This window comes from Mesorhizobium sp. WSM4816 (assembly GCF_055811535.1).
In genome coordinates this window covers 66,569-89,031 of the sequence record NZ_JBVVQR010000026.1, presented here as the reverse complement: position 1 = coordinate 89,031, position 22,463 = coordinate 66,569, and the positions used below count along the sequence as shown (strand labels likewise).

The 22,463-nt window shown below is 62.7% G+C and carries 23 protein-coding genes; 11 read left to right on the top strand and 12 right to left on the bottom strand.

Translation table 11 applies throughout. The features are described 5' to 3' along the window. Positions 1-137: 137 nt before the first annotated feature. The 3 genes from AC0L3H_RS23655 to lepA all read right to left on the bottom strand — a co-directional run bounded on the left by AC0L3H_RS23655 (position 138) and on the right by lepA (position 3,823). Positions 138-764 carry a CDGSH iron-sulfur domain-containing protein gene (locus AC0L3H_RS23655; protein WP_473587064.1) on the bottom strand — a complete coding sequence of 209 codons (627 nt, stop codon included), beginning with the start codon at positions 762-764 and terminating at the stop codon, positions 138-140. Positions 765-1,707: 943 nt separating this feature from the next. Further along, positions 1,708-1,914 (bottom strand): hypothetical protein, encoded by a 207-nt coding sequence (locus tag AC0L3H_RS23650; protein ID WP_023801431.1) that lies wholly within the window; start codon positions 1,912-1,914, stop codon positions 1,708-1,710. 103 nt (positions 1,915-2,017) lie between these two features. Next, positions 2,018-3,823, bottom strand: a complete 1,806-nt coding sequence (gene lepA / locus AC0L3H_RS23645; protein WP_027154707.1) for a translation elongation factor 4 — start codon at positions 3,821-3,823, stop codon at positions 2,018-2,020. A 159-nt stretch (positions 3,824-3,982) separates the two neighbouring features. Between lepA and AC0L3H_RS23640 the strand changes: the two genes are divergently transcribed. The 3 genes from AC0L3H_RS23640 (at position 3,983) to msrA (ending at position 6,395) form a co-directional block, all read left to right on the top strand. After that, positions 3,983-5,050, top strand: coding sequence for a TadE/TadG family type IV pilus assembly protein (locus AC0L3H_RS23640; RefSeq protein WP_473587063.1), 1,068 nt, complete (start codon positions 3,983-3,985; stop codon positions 5,048-5,050). Between the two features lie 212 nt (positions 5,051-5,262). Next, complete coding sequence (locus AC0L3H_RS23635; RefSeq protein WP_027154709.1) at positions 5,263-5,541, top strand: hypothetical protein; 279 nt, start codon at positions 5,263-5,265, stop codon at positions 5,539-5,541. 113 nt (positions 5,542-5,654) lie between these two features. Next, positions 5,655-6,395 (top strand): peptide-methionine (S)-S-oxide reductase MsrA, encoded by a 741-nt coding sequence (gene msrA, locus AC0L3H_RS23630; RefSeq protein WP_473587062.1) that lies wholly within the window; start codon positions 5,655-5,657, stop codon positions 6,393-6,395. 161 nt (positions 6,396-6,556) lie between these two features. Here msrA and AC0L3H_RS23625 read toward each other — a convergent pair whose 3' ends face one another. The 6 genes from AC0L3H_RS23625 to AC0L3H_RS23600 all read right to left on the bottom strand — a co-directional run bounded on the left by AC0L3H_RS23625 (position 6,557) and on the right by AC0L3H_RS23600 (position 11,997). Further along, positions 6,557-7,282: an amino acid ABC transporter ATP-binding protein gene (locus tag AC0L3H_RS23625; protein ID WP_473587061.1), complete on the bottom strand. Its 726-nt coding sequence runs from the start codon at positions 7,280-7,282 to the stop codon at positions 6,557-6,559. Further along, entirely contained in the window at positions 7,260-7,919 is a 660-nt protein-coding gene (locus tag AC0L3H_RS23620) for an amino acid ABC transporter permease (protein ID WP_473587060.1), read from the bottom strand. The genes AC0L3H_RS23625 and AC0L3H_RS23620 overlap by 23 nt, the downstream gene beginning before the upstream one ends. Before the next feature lie 10 nt (positions 7,920-7,929). Beyond that, positions 7,930-8,601, bottom strand: a complete 672-nt coding sequence (locus AC0L3H_RS23615) for an amino acid ABC transporter permease (RefSeq protein WP_128169315.1) — start codon at positions 8,599-8,601, stop codon at positions 7,930-7,932. A 40-nt stretch (positions 8,602-8,641) separates the two neighbouring features. Further along, positions 8,642-9,412: a transporter substrate-binding domain-containing protein gene (locus AC0L3H_RS23610; protein WP_473587070.1), complete on the bottom strand. Its 771-nt coding sequence runs from the start codon at positions 9,410-9,412 to the stop codon at positions 8,642-8,644. 211 nt (positions 9,413-9,623) lie between these two features. Next, complete coding sequence (locus tag AC0L3H_RS23605; protein WP_091591938.1) at positions 9,624-10,628, bottom strand: cytochrome d ubiquinol oxidase subunit II; 1,005 nt, start codon at positions 10,626-10,628, stop codon at positions 9,624-9,626. 10 nt (positions 10,629-10,638) lie between these two features. After that, on the bottom strand, positions 10,639-11,997 hold the full coding sequence (locus tag AC0L3H_RS23600; protein ID WP_473587059.1) for a cytochrome ubiquinol oxidase subunit I: 1,359 nt from the start codon (positions 11,995-11,997) through the stop codon (positions 10,639-10,641). A 218-nt stretch (positions 11,998-12,215) separates the two neighbouring features. Here AC0L3H_RS23600 and AC0L3H_RS23595 point away from each other — a divergent pair, with 218 nt between their 5' ends. The 4 genes from AC0L3H_RS23595 to AC0L3H_RS23580 all read left to right on the top strand — a co-directional run bounded on the left by AC0L3H_RS23595 (position 12,216) and on the right by AC0L3H_RS23580 (position 15,230). Continuing rightward, positions 12,216-13,142, top strand: a complete 927-nt coding sequence (locus tag AC0L3H_RS23595; protein ID WP_473587058.1) for an ABC transporter ATP-binding protein — start codon at positions 12,216-12,218, stop codon at positions 13,140-13,142. Further along, on the top strand, positions 13,139-13,900 hold the full coding sequence (locus AC0L3H_RS23590; RefSeq protein ID WP_473587057.1) for an ABC transporter permease: 762 nt from the start codon (positions 13,139-13,141) through the stop codon (positions 13,898-13,900). The genes AC0L3H_RS23595 and AC0L3H_RS23590 overlap by 4 nt, the downstream gene beginning before the upstream one ends. Before the next feature lie 162 nt (positions 13,901-14,062). After that, on the top strand, positions 14,063-14,566 hold the full coding sequence (locus AC0L3H_RS23585; RefSeq protein ID WP_473587069.1) for a MarR family winged helix-turn-helix transcriptional regulator: 504 nt from the start codon (positions 14,063-14,065) through the stop codon (positions 14,564-14,566). Beyond that, complete coding sequence (locus tag AC0L3H_RS23580) at positions 14,550-15,230, top strand: GNAT family N-acetyltransferase (protein ID WP_473587056.1); 681 nt, start codon at positions 14,550-14,552, stop codon at positions 15,228-15,230. Before AC0L3H_RS23585 ends, AC0L3H_RS23580 begins: the two co-directional genes overlap by 17 nt. Before the next feature lie 90 nt (positions 15,231-15,320). On the opposite strand, the gene AC0L3H_RS23575 is transcribed toward AC0L3H_RS23580, so the two are convergent. After that, positions 15,321-17,309 carry a PhoX family protein gene (locus AC0L3H_RS23575; protein WP_473587055.1) on the bottom strand — a complete coding sequence of 663 codons (1,989 nt, stop codon included), beginning with the start codon at positions 17,307-17,309 and terminating at the stop codon, positions 15,321-15,323. 204 nt (positions 17,310-17,513) lie between these two features. Between AC0L3H_RS23575 and AC0L3H_RS23570 the strand changes: the two genes are divergently transcribed. The 4 genes from AC0L3H_RS23570 (at position 17,514) to AC0L3H_RS23555 (ending at position 20,984) form a co-directional block, all read left to right on the top strand. Then, the gene (locus tag AC0L3H_RS23570; protein WP_027154722.1) at positions 17,514-17,852 is read left to right on the top strand and encodes a hypothetical protein; all 339 of its coding nucleotides are present in this window, start codon (positions 17,514-17,516) and stop codon (positions 17,850-17,852) included. A gap of 117 nt (positions 17,853-17,969) precedes the next feature. After that, positions 17,970-18,671 carry a phosphatase PAP2 family protein gene (locus tag AC0L3H_RS23565; protein WP_473587054.1) on the top strand — a complete coding sequence of 234 codons (702 nt, stop codon included), beginning with the start codon at positions 17,970-17,972 and terminating at the stop codon, positions 18,669-18,671. 199 nt (positions 18,672-18,870) lie between these two features. After that, positions 18,871-19,140, top strand: a complete 270-nt coding sequence (locus AC0L3H_RS23560) for a helix-turn-helix domain-containing protein (protein WP_023801411.1) — start codon at positions 18,871-18,873, stop codon at positions 19,138-19,140. A 122-nt stretch (positions 19,141-19,262) separates the two neighbouring features. Next, entirely contained in the window at positions 19,263-20,984 is a 1,722-nt protein-coding gene (locus AC0L3H_RS23555; protein ID WP_473587053.1) for a SulP family inorganic anion transporter, read from the top strand. 45 nt (positions 20,985-21,029) lie between these two features. Here AC0L3H_RS23555 and AC0L3H_RS23550 read toward each other — a convergent pair whose 3' ends face one another. Beyond that, a complete protein-coding gene (locus tag AC0L3H_RS23550) occupies positions 21,030-21,977 on the bottom strand; it encodes a CHAD domain-containing protein (RefSeq protein WP_473587052.1) in 948 nt (315 codons plus the stop codon). Next, positions 21,974-22,447, bottom strand: a complete 474-nt coding sequence (locus AC0L3H_RS23545; RefSeq protein WP_473514376.1) for a CYTH domain-containing protein — start codon at positions 22,445-22,447, stop codon at positions 21,974-21,976. Before AC0L3H_RS23545 ends, AC0L3H_RS23550 begins: the two co-directional genes overlap by 4 nt. Positions 22,448-22,463: the final 16 nt, after the last annotated feature.

The following is a 22,463-nucleotide window of genomic DNA, read 5'->3' as shown; positions in this document are numbered from 1 at the left end:
CCCCCCCCCCCCCCCCCCCCCCCCCCCCCCCCCCCCCCCCCCCCCCCCCCCCCCCCCCCCCCCCCCCCCCCACCCCCTCTGGCCTGCCGGCCATCTCCCCCTCAAGGGCCCTCAAGGGGGAGATTCGCAGCGTCAACCTACCCCACAAACCCCTCCCGCTTGTGGCTGCCGTCGCAAAACGGCTTGTTGGCCGAGTGGCCGCAGCGGCAGAGGAAGGTGCGTGTCGTGCGGCCGACCGTGTGGCCGGTGCCGGTGACGATCTCGACATTGCCTTCGAGCTTGAGCGGGCCGTTGGTGGTCGGCGTTACCGTGAGTGGGCCATTGCGCGCGTCCAGCGCCGGCGTGTCCTTCAGTGCCGGCTCGCCGGTGGCGGCGAAGCCTGACTTGCTGTGGCTGCCGTCGCAAAACGGCTTGTTCTCCGAGGCGCCGCAGCGGCAGAGCGTGGCGCGATAAAATGTTTCGCCATTCAGCACGATCTCGGCATGCACCGCCAGCGGGCCGTTTTCCCGGATGCGCACGGTGTTGACCACCGGTGGCTTTTCCTGCGGGCCGCCATCCTTCCTGACATAGGTGATGGCGCCCGATGGGCAGCTTTCGGCGATCGCCACGATCTTCTCGACGCTGGCCGCCTCGGGATGGATCCATTGGCCCTTCGCGTTGGGCACGAACACATGCGGGTCGCCAAGCACACAATTGCGCGAATGGATGCAGCGCCGGCCGGAAAAGCCGACATCGATTTTTTCGCCTTCGACCGTGCCTGCCATGGGTGGGATCTCCTGTGGATGCGGGCAGGCTAAGGCTGCTGCGCGAAGGGCGTCAAGTAGCGATCTCCCCCCTCGTGGGGGAGATGTCCGGCAGGACAGAGTGGGGCGTGAAGGCATCCATTCCGGAAGTTGGTCAAAGAGCTAAACCTGGCTGAAGAGCGTTGGGCGGAACACGCCAAGCTGGTCTTTCAGGATTTCACCGACAACGAACCAGACGAAGCCATTATCGCTCGGCTGATATCGCACTAGGTGCTACCCAGCCGGAGGGGAATGGCTCCAATCAGCTAGTGATTCGAATTTCAGGGCCGGTTTTGACCTGTTTTTGAGCCGATAAAGTATACAGCCGAAGCTATCCGAAAAAGGAAACCGCCGTAACGTCCTCTAAGCCTATGATTCACTGTGGCTTTTAACGTGCCAAGTAGAGGCCGGAATAAAGGCGGGGAAAACAACTTGACGGGGACCATGTCCCGGCGTCATGCAGGGTGTTGACGCCTGAAAAACGAAACCGTCGCAGGCTGGTACCCAGCGACGGTTTCTAAAGTTCAGGTTCCGCAGATGATGGTCGTCAGGCGCGGAAGCTGCACTCCCTTGCAAGAGTGTTCTGAGTCTTTTGGCTCGCAGTGTCAAGCCTGACGACGTGTACAACGTCAGAAGGTGACGACAATGATACCGACCCTTGAACATGCAATCCGAAACAGACTCCTTGTACATCTCGTGTACGATCCCGGCCTTCGAGTCATTGAACCGCACGCACTAGGCCACGGTAGGGACGGGCAGACTCTCTTACGCGCATATCAGGTGTCCGGCGCAAGTGCCTCGCATGAGCACACTGAATGGAAGCTGTTCAGAATAGATAGAGCAGTCAGCGCCGCACACAATGGCGTGTCGTTCAGCGGCCCGCGCGATGGTTACAAACGTGGCGACAAAGCAATGAAGCTCGGGATCATCGTCGAGCTTTGATTACGCCGCAGTCACAAGGCCCCGGTGGATACGCCGGGGCCGAGTTCACCGCACAGTCTGATGCGTGGCGGACTGCGGTCACCACCTTCTTCAACACGCGGTCAAAGTTTTCCTCGGACTCGTCGGTTTTCAGTTTGCGGGCGGCATGCTTGAAGTTCTGGTACTGTTTCTCCTTCGACTCAGTAGCCATCGTGGCCTCCTATGCAGTCTCCGGACAACGATCTTATCAGAAATATCTATCCACCGGATCGATGTCTCGGCGCCGCGCTTCGCACGGTCGCCGACCGGCTACCTCAATCGCCCATCTTCAGCGCTTGGATAAACGCCTCCTGCGGGATATCCACCTTGCCGAACTGGCGCATCCGCTTCTTGCCCTCTTTCTGCTTGTCGAGCAGCTTGCGCTTGCGCGAGACGTCGCCGCCGTAGCATTTGGCGGTGACGTCCTTGCGCAGCGCCGAGATCGTCTCGCGGGCGATGACCTTGCCGCCGATTGCCGCCTGGATCGGGATCTTGAACAGATGGTTCGGGATCAGTTCCTTCAGCTTCTCGCACATCAGCCGGCCGCGCTTTTCTGCCGCCGTGCGGTGGACCAGCATCGATAGCGCGTCGACCGGCTCCTCATTGACCAGGATCGACATCTTGACCAGGTCGCCTTCCTTGTAATCGGTAAGGTGATAGTCGAAGGAGGCGTAGCCCTTGGAGATCGACTTCAGCCGGTCGTAAAAGTCGAAGACGACCTCGTTGAGCGGCAGGTCATAGGTCAGCATGGCGCGCTTGCCGACATAGGACAGGTCAGCCTGGATGCCGCGCCGGTCCTGGCAGAGTTTTAGGATGCCGCCGAGATACTCGTCCGGGGTCAGGATGGTGGCGCGGATCCACGGCTCCTCGATGGCCGATATCTTGACCACGTCGGGCATGTCGGCGGGGTTGTGCAATTCCTTGGTCGTGCCGTCGTTCAACAGCAGCCGGTAGACGACCGACGGCGCCGTGGCGATGAGGTCGAGGTTGAACTCGCGCTCCAGCCGCTCCTGGATGATTTCCAAATGCAGCAGGCCAAGAAAGCCGCAGCGATAGCCGAAACCGAGCGCAGCGCTGGTTTCCATTTCAAAGGAGAAAGAAGCGTCGTTGAGGCGCAGCTTGCCGACTGCGGCGCGCAGATCCTCGAAATCGGCGGCATCGACCGGGAACAGGCCGCAGAACACCACCGGCTGCGCCGGCTTGAAGCCGGGCAGGGCCTGTGCTGTCTGGCGCTTGTCCTCGGTGATGGTGTCGCCGACGCGGGTGTCGGCGACTTCCTTGATCGAGCCGGTGAAGAAGCCGAACTCGCCGGGGCCGAGTTCGTCTACATTGATGCGGGCCGGCGTGAAGACGCCGGTGCGCTCGACCAGGTACTTGGCGCCGGTGCCCATCATGCGAATGGTCTGGCCCTTCTTCAGCACGCCGTCGATGATGCGGACCAGCACGATGACGCCGAGATAGGCGTCGTACCAGCTGTCGACCAGCATCGCCTTGAGCGGGGCAGCAATGTCGCCCTCGCGCGGCGGCGGCAAATCGTTGACGATCGCCTCCAGCACATCGGGAATCCCGAGGCCGGTCTTGGCCGAGATCAGCACGGCGTTGGAGGCATCGATGCCGATCACCTCCTCGACCTGCTCGCGGATGCGCTCGGGCTCGGCGGCCGGCAGGTCGACCTTGTTGAGCACCACGACGATCTCGTGGTTGTTGTCGATGGCCTGATAGACATTGGCCAATGTCTGCGCCTCGACGCCTTGCGAGGCATCGACGACCAGCAGCGAGCCCTCGCAGGCGGCCAGCGACCGCGACACTTCATAGGCGAAGTCGACATGGCCGGGCGTGTCGATCAGATTCAGGATATAATCCTCGCCATTGCTGGCGTGGTATTTCAGCCGCACCGTCTGCGCCTTGATGGTAATGCCGCGCTCGCGCTCGATATCCATCGAGTCCAGCACCTGCTCCTTCATGTCGCGCAGCTCCAGCCCGCCGGTCAGCTGGATCAGCCGGTCGGCAAGCGTGGATTTGCCATGGTCGATATGCGCGACGATGGAGAAATTGCGGATGTTCTTGATCGGCGTGGTCATGTCGGGCGCTTTAGCAGGGGCAGCTTGCCCGGGCAAGCGGCCGGCGCCGCATGAGCCGCCGGCGATCGCAGCGTCGTTAAACTTTGCTCCATCAGATTAAGGCATAATTCGCGGCCTGCGTGACAGGACACGACCTGTTACCGTTTTGGGGAACACGAAATGCCACTGTCCGGAAGCCATTTTCTCAGTTCCGAGAGCGGCTCCTTAGCGCCGATACTCGCCATCATGCTTATCCCGATGTGTGCCGCTCTGGGCCTCTCGGTCGACTATAACGCGGCCATTGCGACCAAGGGCTCGATGCAGAATGCGCTCGATGCCGCGACCCTGGCGATCACCACGCTGCCGACAAGCACGTCATTGGCGGACCGTCAGGTGAGACTGCAGGAGTCGTTTGCGGCCAATAGCGGGCAAGGCACCGCCAAGCTCGACGGCTTCGTCGTCGCCGCCGACGGCACCGCCAGCATCAATGCTTCGGCCAGCTTTGCCATGCCGACGAACTTCATGCAGATCGCCCGCGTCGACACCGTGCAGATCGGCGTCGCATCGGCAGTGCGCAAGAGGCCGGCGCTGGTGCAGACCACGTTCAAGGTCCAAAAGGTGTCGGGCCACTGGAACAAGACGGTGTCGCTCTACGGCACGAAATTTATCGAGACGGCGGTCAACCCGTTGATGAAGATCACCTATGTCTACAACAACTTTGGTGATCCGAAAGGCTACGGCACGTCGACGGTCTATACGGTCAATGGAGCGACGGAGACGAAGGTCCAGGAACAAAAATGCACGACCAAGACAGTGCAGAATTTCAACAACCTGCCAACCGGGGCGATCACACAGGTTAGCGGCAACAAGAAATACCTGACCACCTGCACCAACACCATGTACCCGGCGAACGGCGCCGGCGCGGTGATCGATGTCAGCCTTATGGACTCACTGTTTCTGCAGATGGATGTGCCGGATGCCGCAAGAGCAAACCCGCCCAAGCCACCCGTCCTCAAATCCAACGATTCGGCGACATCGAACCGGCTGTACATCGACGGCGTCGAGGTCGCGAACGGCGAGAAGGTGGACATCTTCACCGCGGTGCCGTGCGGCCAATCCAGCCAGCAGGCCTGGGAGGACGGCGGAAATCCCGTGCCGGCTCCAGTGTCCAATGCCGACTTCTTCTACACCGTGACCGGCAAGTGCGACTTCAATCAACGGCCTTCGCAAACAGTGCTTACCCAGTAGCTGGACGGGAAACGGCGCAACGCTCGACCTTATCGAAGCAATGCAAATCACAACGCCGCCAGCCACCGGGCGGCGTTTTTATTTGTGGGCCAATTCGAGGACGGGCGGAGATGGGCGATCACGAAGCGGTGATGGCTGTAACGAAGGCCCAGGCGGCGGCGAAGAGCTGATGTGATCGCCATTCCGGCGCGCCACCAACTCTGGGAGACATCATGACCGCCTTCACCCGCCTGACCTTGCCGGCACTTGCCTTCGCGCTTTGCTCGACCGCGCTTTTTGCCGGCGGCATTGCCCGCGCCGAAGATGCGATGAAGCCGGCCAATGCGATGGCGACCAATGCCATGAAGCCGGCGACCGACGCGATGAAGCCCGCGGATCCGATGGCGGTCGAAAAGCTGAAGGGCTGCATGGACAAGGCTGCCATGGAAACCGACGCGATGAAGAAGGACGAGGCGACCAAGACCTGCGACGCAATGGGCACGGCCAAGTAGGCCACGTCCGGAACGGGGTCGGGCCAGCCGACGCACACGCCCGCACGGCAATGTGAAACCGCGACGAACCTATCTGTCGTATAGTCGAAAACCTCATGCAGGAGAGATCAGAGATGGCCGGCATTGAAAGAACCGCCGCGAAACGATTGACCAACGTCGCCTGGGGCGCGCTTGCGGCGCTGATGCTCGCGGCGGCTGGCGCCGCCTTGTGGCAGACGCCGGCGATCTCGGCCGAGGCGGCGGTGGTGATCCCGCCACCGGCGATGGACGAAAAACCCGCCGCCGGCACCGCCAGGGCGATCTTCGCCGGCGGCTGCTTCTGGGGCGTGCAAGGCGTGTTCCAGCACGTCAAGGGCGTGACCAGTGCCGTCTCCGGCTATGCCGGCGGCGACAAGGACACCGCCGTCTACGAGACGGTCGGCACCGGCCGGACCGGGCATGCCGAGGCCGTCGAGATCATCTACGAGCCGTCCAAAGTCAGTTACGGCCAGCTGCTGCAGGTGTATTTCTCGGTCGCGCACAACCCGACGCAGCTGAACTACCAGGGTCCGGACCGCGGCCCGCAATACCGTTCGACGATCTTTGCCGAAAGCGACGCGCAGAAGAAGATCGCCGAGAGCTATATCGCCCAGCTCGACAAGGCCAACGTGTTTCCGGAGCCGATCGTGACCACGCTGGAGATGGGGAAAAAATTCTATCCGGCCGAGGACTATCACCAGGACTTTTTGACGCTGAACCCGACCTATCCCTACATCGTCTACAACGACCTGCCCAAGGTCGAGAATTTGAAGACGCTATTCCCAGACCTCTACAGCGACAAGCCGGTGCTGGTGCTGGCCGGCAACAAGAGCTGATCTTTCGCCAGTGTGTACCTGGTCGACGCATGTCGGCGTCAGGTGTGGTGAGGTACCAGGTCAGGCCGCGCCGAAAATGGTGGATTCCGAGGACCGGAACGGAGCGCACTTTCGGGTACGCGAGTACCGCCGGGTGCAGGCCGGCTGAATATCAACACAGCTTATTGCACGCCCAGAAACTGCCGGAGCTCCGGCGTCCTGGGATTGGAAAAAACGTCCTCGGGGGCGCCGATCTCGTGGACACGACCCTGATGCATGAAGACGACGCGCGAGCAGACGTCGCGGGCAAAGCGCATCTCGTGGGTGACCATCACCAGCGTCATGCCTTCCGCCGCCAATTCCTTGACAACGGCCAGCACTTCGGCGACGAGCTCGGGATCTAGCGCCGAGGTGATCTCGTCGCATAGCAGCGCGCTGGGCTGCATGGCGAGCGCCCGGGCGATCGCCACGCGCTGCTGCTGGCCGCCGGACAATTCGTCCGGCAACGCATCGAACTTGTGGGCGAGACCGACGCGGTCGAGCATTTTTCGCGCGACCGCCTCGGCGTCCTTCTTCGGCGTCTTCTTCACCACCATCTGCGACAGCATGACATTGCCGCCGGCGGTGAGATGCGGAAACAGGTTGAATTGCTGAAAAATCATGCCGACCTTCAGGCGCAGCGCCTTGAGATGCACCTCGTCGGGCAGGAACTGGGCGCCGGCGACGACGATCGAGCCTTCATCGATGGTCTCGAGCCCGTTGATGCAGCGCAGCAGCGTCGACTTGCCCGAACCGCTCTTGCCGATGATGGCGACTACCTCGCCCGGCGCGACGTCGATGGAAATCCCCTTCAGCACCTCGTTGTCGCCGAAGCGCTTCTTCACCTCAGTGATTGCGATGAGCGACATTGAGCTTCCTTTCCAGGAGCTGGCTGGATTTCGACAGCGGCCAGCACAAAGCAAAGTAGATGAGCGCGACCAGGCCATAGACGGTGAACGGCTGGAACGTCGCGTTGGTGACGATCGAACCGGCCTTCGACAGTTCGACGAAGCCGATGATCGAGGTGAGCGCGGTGCCCTTCACCACCTGCACCGAGAAGCCGACGGTCGGCGGCACCGCCACTATCAGTGCCTGCGGCAGGATGACGTAGCGCATCTGCTGGAGATAACCCATGCCGAGGCTGGCTGACGCCTCCCATTGGCCCTTGGCAATGCTCTCGACGCAGCCACGCCAGATTTCGGCGAGGAAGGCTGCGGTCCACAGGATGAGCGCGACACAGGCGGCAACCCAGGCGGGAACGTCGATGCCAAACAGGCCAAGCCCGAAGAAAGCCAGAAAGAGCTGCATCAGCAGCGGCGTGCCCTCAAACAGCTGGATATAGCCGCGTGACAGAAACTGCATCCCACGCCGGCCGCCGATGCGCAAGAAAAGCAGGGCCGCGCCGACGATGCCGCCACCGATGAAGGAGACCAGCGAGAGGACAACGGTCCAGCGGGCGGCCAGAAGCAGGTTGCGCAGGATGTCCCAGAAGCTGAACTCGGTCATGGCGCCTGTCTCATCGCGACGCCTTCCTCGGGAACAGCATCCCGCCCAGGCCGGCCAGCAGCTGGCGCAGCAGGATGGCGAGCGCCAGGTAGATCAAGGTGGAGACGATGTAGGTTTCGAAGGCCCTGAAATTGCGCGACTGGATAAAGTTGGCGGCGAAGGTCAGGTCCTCAGCGGCAATCTGCGAAACGACGGCCGAACCCAGCATGACGATGACGATCTGCGACGACAGCGCAGGCCAGATGCGCTGCAGCGCCGGGACCAGAACCACGTGCCAGAAGGTCTGGAACGGGGTCATGGCGAGGCTGGCGCCGGCCTCGAACTGGCCGCGCGGCGTGGCCTGGATGCCGGCGCGGATGATCTCGCAGCTGTAAGCGCCGAGATTGACGATCATGGCGAGGTTGGCGGCGGTCAGCTCCGACATCCTGATGCCAAGCGACGGCAGGCCGAAGAAAATGAAGAACAGCTGGATGAGGAAGGGCGTGTTGCGGATCAGCTCGACATAGGTCGCAACGACGGGTTTTAGCCATTTCGGCCCCAGCGCCCGGACCCAGGCGCAGGCAATGCCCAATGCCACGCCGAACACCGCGCCGATCAGGATAAGCTGCACGGTGATCCGGATGCCCTTGAGCAGCACCGGCAGAGATCCGATCAGCCAGCTGAAATCGAACTGATAGGTCATGACTTGCTATCCGACCTCAGCCACACGCGGCGGGCGGCGATCACAGCTCAGCCGGCAGGTCCACCTTCAGCCATTTTTGCGAAATGGCGTTGAGGGCGCCATCGGACCTGGCGGCGGCGATGATCCCGTTGATCTTGGCCATCAACGCCGGCTGCTCCTTGTTCATGCCGATGTAGCAAGGCGAGTTCTTGATCAGGAACTTGAGCTCCGGCCGCTTGGGCGGGTTCTTTTCGAGGATGGCGGCGGCGACGACATTCCCGGTCGCGATCACCTCGACCTGGCCCGAAAGGAAAGCCGAAATAGTGCCGTTATTGTCCTCGTAGCGCTTGATCTCGACGCTCGCGGGCACAACCTTGGTCAGTTCGAGATCTTCGATCGCGCCGCCGGTGACGCCAACGGTCTTGCCGGCGAGGTCTTCCGCTTTTGCGACGGCGACGTCTGCCGGAGCGAACACGCCGTTGTAGAACGGAGCATAGGCTTCGGAAAAGTCGATGACCTTCTCGCGATCGGGATTCTTGCCGAGGCTGGAAATGACCAGGTCGACTTTGTTGGTCTGGAGATAGGGAATGCGGTTGGCGCTGGTGACCGGGACGATCTCGACCTTGGCGCCGAGCTTTTCGCCAATCAGATTGGCGATGTCGACGTCGTAGCCTTGCGGCGTCATGTCGGCGCCGACACTGCCGAAGGGCGGGAAATCCTGTGGAACGGCGATGCGGACGGTGCCGCGCGCCGCGATGTCGCTCAAGGCGTCGGCCCGCGCCCGCGGAGACGAAGCCATGGCCATTCCAACGGCGGCGGCGAAGGCCAGCATGCAGACATTGCGACGGTTCATTATCTTTCCCTTTGACTGGACAAAACCAATTGGTCGCCAGGGCAAAGCAACAGACATGCCAAACCATCGAAATCGCTGCGAATCGGACTTTCCCGGCGGGATTGGCAAGGTGGGATTGGCAAGGCAGTCTTCACGAGCCGCTGCCGCCTGAGCAACTGCCTAAATATTGTGCAGTTCGGCGGTTTGCCAGTCAGTCGTAGGTCAGATCCGTCGCCTTGCCGCCGAAGACGCGGTAGGCATAGAACGAATAGAAAATGATGATCGGCAGCACCACCACCGTGCCGGCCAGGATGATGGCGAGGCTTTCCGGCGCGGACGCCGCCTGCCAGATGGTCAGCCTGTCGGGCACGACGAAGGGATAGAACGACCAGGCGAGGCCGGCAAAGCCCAGCGTGAAGATGGCGGCCAGCGTCAGGAACGGCGTCAGCGCATGGCGGTCGCCGGCCTTGGGCAGATGGAAGGTCTGCCGCCACAGCCATGCGAACAGCACCGCCGACAGGACCGGCAGCGGCGACAAATAGAGCATGGCCGGCCAGACGAACCATTTGTCGAAGATGCGCGGACTGGCGAGCGGCGTGGCCAGCGAGACGGCGACCATGCCGAGCGCGGTCAGCACCAGCGCCCGGCGCAGCCATAGCACCGCCTTCTTCTGCAATTCGCCTTCCGTCTTGTAGATGACCCAGGCCGCGCCCATCGCCGCGTAGGCGGCGGCAAGGCAGAGCGCCACCAGCGCGCCGAAGGCCATGCCGCCGAGGCCGACATCAAGGCCCAGCACATAGATTCCCAGCATGTAGCCCTGCGCCAGCGAAGCGATGACCGAGCCCAGGAAGAAGATGCGGTTCCAGCGATGCTTGTGACCGGCCGGCACCTTGGCCCGGAAATCGAAGGCAACGCCGCGCAGGATCAGGCCGACAAGGAGCAGGAAGACCGGAATGTAGAGCGCGGTGAGGATGGTGCCGTGCGCCAGCGGGAAGGCGACCAGCAGCAGGCCGACGGCCAGCACCAGCCAGGTCTCGTTGGCGTCCCAGAACGGGCCTATTGCGGCGATCATCGTGTCCTGCTCGGCGTCTCCGGCGGCTGCGAACAGGATGCCGATACCGAGATCAAAGCCGTCGAGGATGACGTAGATCAGGATGGCAAGGCCCATCAGGCCGGCGAAGATGAGGGGGAGCAATGTCGGCCAGTCGAGGGTCATCGCCGTTCTCCTATTTCGCCGCCGGCTGCGACAGCGGCGCGTCGAGAACGCCCGGCAGCGGCGAGGCATCGCCGTCCTTCGCCGCCTTCAGCGCCAGATAGACCAGCACGCCGAGATAGGCGATCAGAAGCAGCGCATAGAGGATGAGATAGACGACGAGCGACAGCGCGACCTGGCTGCCGGCGACCGGGCCGACGGCATCGACAGTTTTCAGCACGCCGGTGACCAGCCACGGTTGGCGACCGATCTCGGTGGTGTACCAGCCAGCCAGCGTCGCCAGCCAGCCGGACAGCGCCATCGGCACCATCACCAGCGCCAGCGGTCTCGGCAGGCTGTGCCGGCGCTTGAGGAAAAAGGCGGCCGACCAGGAGACGACGAGCATCAGGACGCCGGTACCGACCATGATGCGAAAAGCCCAGAACACCGGGAACACCGGCGGGTGGTTGCCGGCATAGTCGTTCAGCCCCGGCACGACGCCGCTGGCGCTGTGCCTGAGGATGAGGCTGGCGCCATCGGGGATGGTGATCTCGTATTTGTTCTCCCTTGCCGCCTCGTCGGGAAGCGCGAAAAGGACAAGCGGCACGTTGGGGCCGGTGTTCCAGTTGGCCTCCATGGCGGCGATCTTCTGCGGCTGATGCTCGAGCGTGTTGAGGCCATGCTGGTCGCCGGCGAAGATCTGGATGGGGATCAGGATCGCCGCGGTGAAAACACCGGTGCGCAAGGCCTTCCACATCGATTCCGAACGGTCGCCATAGAGATAGCGCAGCGCCGACAGGCCGGCGATCAGGAACGAAACCGTCAGGCCGGAGGCAAGCAGCATGTGGACAAGCCGGTAGGGCATGGACGGGTTGAAGACGATCGCCCACCAGTCGGTAGCGTGGGCTACGCCGTCGCGCATCTCGAAGCCGACCGGCGTCTGCATCCATGAATTGAGCGCGATGATCCAGAAGGCGGACAGGGTGGTGCCGCCGGCCACCAGCACGGTTGCCAGCGTGTGGATGCGGTTGGAGACGCGGCGGAAGCCGAACAGCATGATGCCGAGGAACGCCGCCTCGAGGAAGAAGGCGGTGAGTATCTCATAGGCGAGCAGCGGGCCGGCGATGTTGCCGACGGTCTCCATGTAACCCGGCCAGTTGGTGCCGAACTGGAAGCTCATGGTGACGCCTGAAACCACGCCCATGGCGAAGGACAGCGCGAACACCTTCACCCAGGTGAAATAGGCGCGCATCCAGGCGGTATCGCCGGTGGCGTTGTAGCGAAGCTTGAAGAACAGCAGCATCCAGCCAAGCGCGATGGTGATAGCCGGAAACAGGATGTGGAACGAGATGTTGGCGCCGAACTGGATGCGCGAAAGGATGAGCGGGTCCATGGCGGGCTCCGGCTGCTGCTATGTAGGGAAGATAGGCCGGATGCGCCAGGCGGTCAAAGCGGCGTGGCGTCACGCGAGGCGGAACGCCGCAGGACTGCGGCAGCGGTGGATGCGCCGATGTCCAGAATGTCAGGAGTGCCATTGACTTCCGGCCGCGCGCACCGACATTCAGCGGACTAAAATCAACAGACCTCCTTTCAAGCAGCCGTTTTTCAGCCATGCCATCGATCATTGCCATTTCCGGGGTCACCAAGACCTACGCCACCGGTTTCAAAGCGCTGAAGGAGATCAACCTCGATATAGAGCGCGGCGAGATTTTTGCGCTGCTCGGGCCGAACGGCGCCGGCAAGACGACGCTGATCTCGATCGTCTGCGGTATCGTCAACCGCTCGTCGGGCACAGTCAGCGTGGACGGCCACGACATCAGCCGGGATTATCGCGCCGCACGCAGCCTCATCGGGCTGGTGCCGCAGGAACTGACCATCGACGCGTTCGAGAGCGTGTGGGCGACGGTCAACTACAGCCGGGGCCTGTTCGGCAAGCCGGCCAACCACGCCTTCGTCGAGAAAGTGCTGCGCGACCTGTCGTTGTGGGACAAGAAGGACGCCAAGGCGATCACCCTGTCCGGCGGCATGAAGCGGCGGCTGATGATCGCCAAGGCGCTGTCGCACGAACCGAGGGTGCTGTTCCTCGACGAGCCGACAGCCGGCGTCGACGTCGAGCTGCGTCAGGACATGTGGGCGATGGTGCGCCGGTTGCGCGAGGATGGCGTCACCATCATCCTGACCACCCACTACATCGAGGAGGCCGAGGCGATGGCCGACCGCGTCGGCGTCATCAATCGCGGTGAGATCGTGCTGGTTGAGGACAAGGTGCAACTGATGCGCACGCTCGGCCGCAAACGGCTGTTGCTGGAATTGCGCTGTCCGCTCGCCACCATACCCGAGAAGTTGTCGCGCTACGCGCTGGAGCTTTCGCCGGACGGTGATCGACTGACTTACACTTATGACAACCAGAGCGAGCGGCCGGGCGTCGCCTCGCTGCTGCGCGACCTTGAGACGGCCGGCGTCCAGTTCCGCGATATCGACACGCAAAACAGCTCGCTCGAGGAGATCTTCGTCAACCTGGTGAGGAAGCGCGCATGAACCTGCGAGCCGTCTGGGCGATCTACAAGATGGAAATGGCGCGCGCCTTTCGGACCGTGCTGCAGAGCATTGTCTCGCCGGTCATCTCGACATCGCTCTATTTCGTCGTATTCGGCTCGGCCATCGGCTCGCGCATCACCGAGATCGACGGCATCAGCTACGGCGCCTTTATCGTGCCGGGGCTGATCATGCTGTCGCTGCTGACGCAGTCGATCTCCAACGCCTCCTTCGCCATCTATTTCCCGAAATTCGTCGGCTCGATCTACGAACTGCTGTCGGCGCCGGTGTCCTATCTGGAGATCATCATCGCTTATGTCGGGGGTGCGGCGACCAAGTCGATCATACTCGGCCTGATCATCCTGGGGACCGCGTCGCTGTTCGTGCCGCTGACCATCGAGCATCCGTTCTGGATGCTCTCCTTCCTGGTGCTGACGGCGGTGACCTTCAGCCTGTTCGGGTTCATCATCGGCATCTGGGCGAAGAGCTTCGAGCAGCTGCAGCTGGTGCCGCTGCTGATCATCACGCCGCTTACCTTCCTTGGCGGCAGCTTCTATTCGATCGACATGCTGCCCGGCACCTGGCGCACGGTGACGCTGTTCAACCCTGTCCTTTATCTGGTCAGCGGCTTTCGCTGGAGCTTCTACGGCAAGTCCGACGTCTCGATCGGCATCAGCCTCGGCATGACCGTGGTTTTCCTGCTTATCTGCATAGCGATCGTCGCGTGGATTTTCAGGACCGGCTACCGGCTGCGGAACTGATCGAACGGCCTGCCCAGGCGACGCAGCGCCAGCATCCGAGCGATGTTCCCGACCCAAGACCACCAAATCTGGTGACGACGCTTGAAAGCGGCCGTGCGATGGCGGCGCTTGATTTCCATATAATGTTATATATCGTGTTATCAATTGGCTGGCAGGTTGATTATGGAAGACGTCGTAAGGTCCCTTGGCTTCCTGTGCCTGGGCAGCAGGCTGAAGCGTATTGGCGAGCAATTGCAGGCGGATACGCAGCGCCTGCTCGACTGCCTCGATGTGCCGGTTCAGTCGAGCCAGTACCCGCTGCTGGCTGCGCTCGACAGGCTGGGCCCGCTGCCAGTCGGGGAGCTGGCGCAATCCCTCGGGGTGGCACAGCCAGGTGTAACGCGGAGCGTGTCGCTTCTGGCCGAATTGGGACTGGTCGAGGTCAGTCCATCGGATGATGACCAGCGGCGCAGGATTGTCTGCCTCACCCTGCACGGCCAGCGGCTGGTCGATGTTGCAAAGCACGACGTCTGGCCGCGCATCGAGAATGCCGTCGCGGATCTGTGCGCGGATCTTTCTGGGCCGCTTCTTGATCATCTGGCCGCCATCGAGGACGGCCTCGCCGCGGCGCCTCTCGACCGTCGTGTAAAGAAGCCGGAAGTGCCACGCGATGAAATACCTGCTTGACCGTCCCGTGTGGAGCGCGCTTCGGACGCGACACCAAGCCTTCGCGCAAGGTGACGACCTCGCCATGCGGTATCGGCCCTCGATAGCTCCCTTCGCCGCCAGTGCCGCGGACGATGCGGAAAGCCTGCAGGCGCTCGGAAAACTTGTCTCCCCAGGCGAGAGTGCGATCCTGCTTCAGGCGGACGCCATTGCTCTGCCCGCGGAACTCTCGGCGACTTCGACCGCGCCCGGGGTTCAGATGATTGCCGAGCGGCCATTGCAGATGGTCTCCGACAACCGCGTGCAACGTCTGACGCGAGACGATGCAGCTGAGATGCTCGCCTTGGCATTGGTCACCAAGCCTGGCCCATTCACGCTCGAAGCCTTGAGCCTAGGCGATTTTTGGGGTGTGAAGATCGAGGGCCGACTTGCGGCGATGGCCGGCGAACGCATGAAGCAACCCGGCTATACCGAACTTAGCGGCGTGTGCTCACATCCGGAATTTCGGGGCGGTGGTCTGGGCAGGCTGCTGTCGCTGTTCGTGGCAAACCAGATAGCGGCGCGCGGCGAAGTTCCCTATCTCCACGCCTTTGCCAGCAACACCACGGCCATCGGATTATACGAGTCCATTGGCTTCAGGTTGAGAACCATGATGAACGTGGCCGTGGTTCAGCGCACCGAATGAGCCCATCAGGCGCATTCCCGCGCATCAGGAAAAGGAAGGATTTCGTACCGACGAAATCCTTCGTTGGCGCTGCTAGCGCCTTGCAGTGATTCAGACCGCGATTTTGCCGCCGCCCTGTTTGGTGATGGCGACGACCGACGGCCGCACCGGCATATCGGGCTTGAAGTCAGGCCAGCGGGTCGATAGGTCCTCATAGTAGGAGGGACGGCCAAAAGCCTCCCAGTCCTCGCCGCCATCGGCCGGATGCTGGACCGCGACGAAGGCAGTCTGGTCGTCGGGCGTGAACAGCGGGCCGCAGAGTTCGGCGCCGATCGGCACGCGGAAGAATAGCTTCGAGGTCGCCCGCGCCTCGCCTTCGGTGTCGACCGCCCACAGGCCATCGGTGCGGCCGGTCGCCTTCGGGCCCTGGCCATCGGTCGAGACCCAGAGCCGGCCGGCCGCATCGATGGCGCAATTATCTGGCATGCCGAACCAGCCATTGGCGGTCGTTGCAGTCGAGAAAGTAGCGCCGACTTCGGCCACCGAGGGATCGCCGCATTTCAACATGATTTCCCACTTGCCCTTGGTGGCAGTGAAATCGCCACCGTCCTCAACAATCTCGACGATGTGGCCGAAGGCGTTTTCGGCGCGAGGGTTGGCGGCGTCGACCTGTTCCGTCTTGCGCTTCGAATTGTTGGTCAGCATGACGTAGACCTTGCCGGTCGTCGGGTGGGGCTGAATATCCTCGGGGCGGTCCATCTTGGTGGCGCCGAGAAGATCGGCGGCAAGCCTTGTCCCGATCAGCACGTCGGCCTGGCCGGCAAAGCCGTTCTCGGCGGTCAACGGACCCTGGCCGTGAACCAGCGGCAGCCATTCCAGGGTACCGTCCTCGGCGAATTTGGCGACGTAGAGCGTGCCATCGTCGAGAAGATCCATGTTGGCGGCGCGGTCCTCGGCGTTGAACTTGCCGGCCGTGACGAATTTGTAGACATAGTCGAAACGCTCGTCGTCGCCTTGGTAGAACACCACACGGCCATCCTTGGCGACGATCGATTCAGCGCCCTCATGCTTGAAACGGCCCATGGCAGTGCGCTTCCGCGGCACCGAGGTCGGATAGTTGACGTCGACCTCAACGACCCAGCCGAAGCGATTCGGCTCGTTCGGCTCCTTGCCGATGTCGAAGCGGTCGTAATGCGCAGCCCATTCATAGGAGCCTTCGGGAATCCCCAGGCGCTTGTAGTTGGCGGCTTCCTTGTGGCCTTCCTGCAGCTCGCCCGAGAAATAGCCGTGTATGTTTTCCTCGGCCATGATGTAGGTGCCCCAGGGGGTGACGCCGCCGGCACAATTGTTGACGCTGCCGAAGACCTTCGTGCCGGTCGGATCGGCACTGGTCTTGACCCGGTCGTGGCCGGCGACGGGGCCGGACAGCGCCATCTCGGTGTTGGCGGTGATGCGGCGATTGAGCTTGCCGTCGCGCACCACCTGCCATTTGCCTGATACCTTGCGAACTTCGACGATGGTGCCGCCATGCGCGGCTATCTCGATATCGACCTGTTCCTTGCTCAGGGGGGCCTGCTTGGCCTCGCCATCGACGATGCTGACAAGGCCCGGGAACATCAGATGCGGATTGGTGTACTCGTGGTTGACCACCAGCAGGCCGTGCTCGGCCGAGCCGTCTATCGGGAGATAGCCGACATAGTCGTTGTTGTAGCCAAACTGTCTTTCCTGGGCCTGCGCCGACTGTTTTGTCGGATCAAATTCCGGCGAATCGGCAAACAGCGGATCGCCCCAGCGCAACAGCACGTCGGCGTCGTAACCGGCAGCGACATGGTGCTTGTCGTCGACGCCTGCCTCGACCTCGTCGAAACTGAAGACCGAGCCGCCGCCGGCGCGGGCATCGTCGGCGAGGATCAGCGCGAGCGGGCTGACGGTGGCGGCGATGGCGGTTGCCGCGAGCGATCCCTGCAGAAAACCACGGCGCGAGAATCGCGCGGCGATGATTTCGCCCATCGTCTGGTTGTCAGTGGGATTGGTTCCTGGCCCATCGTTTTCCTCGAGCAGGCTGGTGCGGAAATGGGCGTCGGGGCGATGTTCAGTCATGGGGGCGTGCCTCTGGCTCTTTGGGATGGCTGGAGCGTGTTGCTTGACTGACCGCGTATCGCCAGCAGATCACAGTTTGATGACGTTGCCGACCAATTTCCAGCCCGATTTCATGTCTTTGATCAGGCCGCTTGACCGCGACCGACACTTCCGAAACAAGATCTGCGGCAGGCGCGCAAGCACTGCGTCGGGAGGAACAAAAAAGTGAGTTTCTGGGGACTGGGGCAGCTCGGCATTTCGACAGTGATCTTCCTGCTGGCGGCGACGGCGGCCAAGCAATGGGGGCTGGCGCCGAGCCTCGGCAAGATCGTTCTGACTCTGGCGCTCTATTCAGCGGGCAATCTGATCATGCTGAGGCTGATCCGTGAATTCGGCATGTCGGTGTCGTTCAGCCTGTCGGCGGTGATCCAACTGGTGTCGGTGAACGTGGTGGCACTGGTGTTCTTCGGCGAGCGCGTCAATTCGTTGCAGGCGACCGGCATCGTGCTCGCCGTCGCAGCGGTGGCGCTGATCACGCTCGGACCCTATCTGCAAAAACTGTAGTTGCGCATGATCCCGAAAATCGGAAACGATTTCGGAAAGGATCATGCGCCAAATCAAGTGCTACAGCGTCCTTTGCGCGTCCAAGAGGACGCGCGGCGCTGTAAGACGATTGGCCCGATGAAGAATACCGCAAACAAGCTGCTCAACTGGATCGAATTCCCGGTGCTTTTGGCCGGACTGGTCATCGCCGGCGGGCTGTGGGGGTTCGAGGAACTGATGGAGGTGGCGCGGGACACCACGCCGCACGCCTTCGACACGGAAATCATGCTCGCCTTCCGTGAAGCGGGCCAGCCAGACAATCCGATCGGACCGCCATGGCTGGAAGGGGCGATGCGCGACATTACCAGCCTCGGCAGCGCCATCGTGCTCGGGCTGATCACAGTGGCGGTGATCGTCTATCTGCTGCTGATCCACAAGCCGGGAGCAGCGTTTCTGGTCTTCGTCGCGGTGGCGGGCGGGCAGGCCCTGTCGAGCACGCTGAAGCTCGGAATCGATCGGCCGCGCCCCGACCTGGTCTCGCATCTCGCCGACGTGGCGACGCTTTCGTTTCCAAGCGGCCATGCGATGCTGTCGGCGGTGACATATTTGACGCTGGGCAGCATGGCGTCGCGTTTCCTGCCTGGGCGAACGACCAAGATCTATGTGCTGGCACTTGCCGTGCTGACAGCACTGCTCGTCGGCATCAGCCGCGTCTATCTCGGCGTTCATTGGCCATCGGACGTGCTGGCCGGCTGGTGCGCCGGCTTCGCCTGGGCGATGCTGTGCTGGCTGGTCGCATGGGCGTTCCAGCGATGGCGCGGGCAGACCGCCGGAGCCTGAACCGCCCGTTCCGAACGACGCTGCGCCAATTCTCCTCTAAGTTGCGGCGGCTGGGGCGTGCTGGCCCAGCGGGCGCGCAGGCTCGCCAAGATGCAAACGGCCTGGTGTGCACATGTCTGACATGTGCATGATGATGCTTGAACCATCACAATGATGGTATTATACATGGAATGCAGACTCAGACGGGGGTTTTTAGCCGATGATCACTGCCGCGCAGATGCGCGCCGCAAGGGCTCTGGCCGGCATCGATCAGAAGACGCTCGCCGAGCGCGCCGGGGTTTCGCTTCCAACCATTCAGCGCATGGAAGCGAGCGACGGCGTGGTCAGGGGCGTGGTCGATACGCTGATGAAGGTCATCCAGGCCCTCGACCGGGCCGGCGTGGAGCTGATCGGCGAGAACCAGGCCAGCGAGCGCGGCGGCAGGGGGGTGCGCCTCAAGCCGGTCGTGCCGCAGAACCCGCCAGGCTGAGCCGAAATAGAGTCGCGACGGCGACCGCCGACAGTCCTGCCGACGATCCCGCCGCCTGCTTGGTTTTATGCGTGGCCGCTGTGCACTTTTTGGCGGCATGCATCAGGAGCGGAAGGCAGTCCATGCATCGAACCCAGCGGGCAATTCATCAACCGGCGCAGCCGACATTTTCCGAACTGTTCACGCCGAAGCTGGCGACGGTGCTGCGCGAAGGCTACACATCAGAGCACTTCAAGGCCGATGCCATCGCCGGACTGACCGTGGCCATCGTGGCGCTGCCGCTGTCGATGGCGATCGCGATCGCATCGGGCGTGTCTCCGGAGCGCGGGCTCTACACTTCCATCATTGGCGGTTTCCTCGTCTCGGCTCTGGGCGGCAGCCGTTTTCAGATCGGCGGGCCGGCGGGCGCCTTTATCGTGCTGATGGCGGCAACCGTGGCACGGGTCGGCGTCGACGGGTTGCTGCTGGCGACGATGGTGGCCGGCGTTTTGCTGCTCGTCATCGGCTACCTCAGGCTTGGCACCTACATCAAATTCATTCCTTATCCGGTGACCGTCGGCTTCACCGCCGGCATCGCCATCATCATCTTCTCCGGCCAGATCGTCGAGCTGTTCGGGCTGAAACTCACCGGCAAGGAACCTGGACCGCTGGTGCCGAAGCTGATGGCGATCGGCGAGGCGGCCGGCACGATCAATCTCGCCGCCACCTTCGTCGCTCTGCTGACCATCGTCGCCATTGCCCTGATGAAACGGTGGCGGCCGAAATGGCCCGCCATGCTGATCGCCATCGGTCTGGCGTCGCTTGTCGTGGCGCTGTTTTCTCTGCCTGCCGAAACGATCGGCACGCGCTTCGGCGGTATCCCGCGCAGCCTGCAAATGCCGACCTTTCCGCGGATCAGCTTCGACAGGATGATCGACGTCCTGCCGGACGCCCTAGCCTTTGCGCTGCTCGGCGCGATCGAATCGCTGCTGTCGGCGGTGGTCGCCGACGGCATGACAGGAAGGCGGCACCGCTCCAACTGCGAACTCGTGGCGCAAGGCTTCGCCAACATCGCGTCCGCCCTGTTCGGCGGCATCTGCACCACCGGCACCATAGCCCGCACCGCGACCAATGTGCGGGCCGGCGCGCATGGACCGGTCTCGGGCATGATCCACTCGGCCCTGCTGCTTGCCCTGATGCTGGTGGCGGCGCCGCTGGCCAGCTACATCCCGCTTGCAGCCCTTGCCGGCGTGCTGGCGGTGGTGTGCTGGAACATGTTCGAGAAGCAGGCCTTTGCCACGCTGCTGCGTGCCTCGCGCGGCGACGCGCTGGTACTGATGGCGACTTTCCTGATCGTCATCTTCCGTGATCTCACCGAAGGCATCGTCGTCGGCTTCGCGCTGGGCTCGATCCTGTTCATCGACCGCATGGCCAAGAGCATTGCGGTTGAGCCGGATCAGGGACTGGTGCAGGACGATGTCGCCGACAGAACCGGCGCCGCCAGCGCATACGATTCCAGCGAAGCCAGCGATGCCGACACCGTCGTCTACCGGATTTCCGGCGCCTTCTTCTTCGGCGCCGCCTCGACCGTCGCCACGGTGCTGGACCGCATCGCCGACCAGCGCAAGAACTTCATCCTCGACTGCTCGGCCGTGCCATTCTTCGATTCAACGGCGGCCAACGTCATCGAGAGCGCTGCCCACAAGGCGAGGCGCGCCGGCGTGCGCTTCATCATATCAGGCGCTTCGCCGCAGACACGCCGCATGCTGATCAACCACGGCGTCAAACGGCCGCTGGTGACATACGCCGCCTCGATCAGGGACGCGCGAGCGCAGTTGAAGAATGCCGCGCCGGGAGAGGTCTAACCCTCTCCTCATCGTCAGCGATGTCGGACGGACGCAAGCACCGCGTCAGGCAGCGGCGCCGGGCGCGCTGGCGTCTTCGTGCGGCGCGGCGGCCAGATCGGTGCGCGCCTTGCGCGCGAATTTTTTTGTCGAGCGCCTGGGCCTGTCGCCGAACAGATCGGCTGCCGCCGCAAGACAGGTCTTTTTCAAGCTTTTCTCCGAGCGCTTCAACAGCTTGCTCGGCAGTCGCGTTTCCTGAGGAGAGCCGAGCGGCCGGTCGTGGGCCTCGAGAAGCGTGCGCAAGACGAATACATCATGCAGTTCGCCCAGCTTTTCGCCGAGTTCGTCGACCGCCTTGCGCCGGGCCTTGATCGGCGTCGGCCACAGCCGTCCAAGCAGCGACAGATGCATGCCGTGAGTCTTTGCCGCCTTGCGCAGATCGTGGAAATCGTCCGCATCACCGCGGGAGCCCGCTTTGTCCAGCGCCTTTCTGGCGCGACGCAGAGTGATGCGGGCGCCTTCGGCAAGCACATCGGCGGCCTGTTCGGGCTGGTCGGGCAAGGCTAACGTATCGATGCGGCTGATGCCATCCTCGCAAGCGGCAGTCGCGGCAGCTATCGCGGCGCCGAGGCCAACTCCACCATGCAATTCGTGCTGGCGCGCCACCAGCGTGTCGCGAACGGCATCGAGACCGCCACCAGCGCTTTGCTCGGGAAAGTCTTTTGCCAGCCGGTCGATGGTTTCAACAAGCGCGGTCGCCTCGCGCGGGCCGGCAAGCAGGGCAGCCACCTCTCGGTAGCATTGGTTCTCGGTACTGCAAAATGTTTCGTCTCCGGGACGGACCAGGCGCAGCAAGGCACGTATCTTCTTCAGCCGCCTGCGGCATTTGTGCAGCGCCTGCTCCGGCCTGTCATGCGCCGCGTCCAGATGGACGAGCGCCTTGCCGATCTCCTCAGCGAGGATGCGCCTGACCTCGCCAGTCATCGGCAGGCGCGGATCGATGCGATAGCTCATGCGGCGATCTCCGGAATTCCCTCCAGGGCGAGCGACGCGTTGTAGAACCTGTGCTCGCCGGTGACTTCGCGGCCGAGCCAATCTGGCAGCATTTCGCCCTGCACGTCCTGCGGCGTCTCAAGCTCGGCGACCACCAGACCGCTGAGCATCCCGCCGAAGACATCGACTTCATAGAGATGGCCGCGATGCCTAACATGATGGCGTGTCTTCTCGATGACACGACCGATGGCGAAGGCCAGCATCTCTTCCGCATCCGCCAGAGGGATCGGATATTCGAATTCGTCGCGTTCGCGGGCCTTGCTGCCGAATTTGAGCGTCAGCTTTGCCGAGGCGCCGTCGCTGATACGCACGCGGACCGAGCGGTCGGGCGCGGCAACGAGATAGAACTGGCGAATGCGGATGTCCGCTTCGACCAGATCCCGCCAGCCATCGCCGGAGACCAGGAACTTGCGCTCGATTTCCTTGACCATGGCTCCACACTAAAGC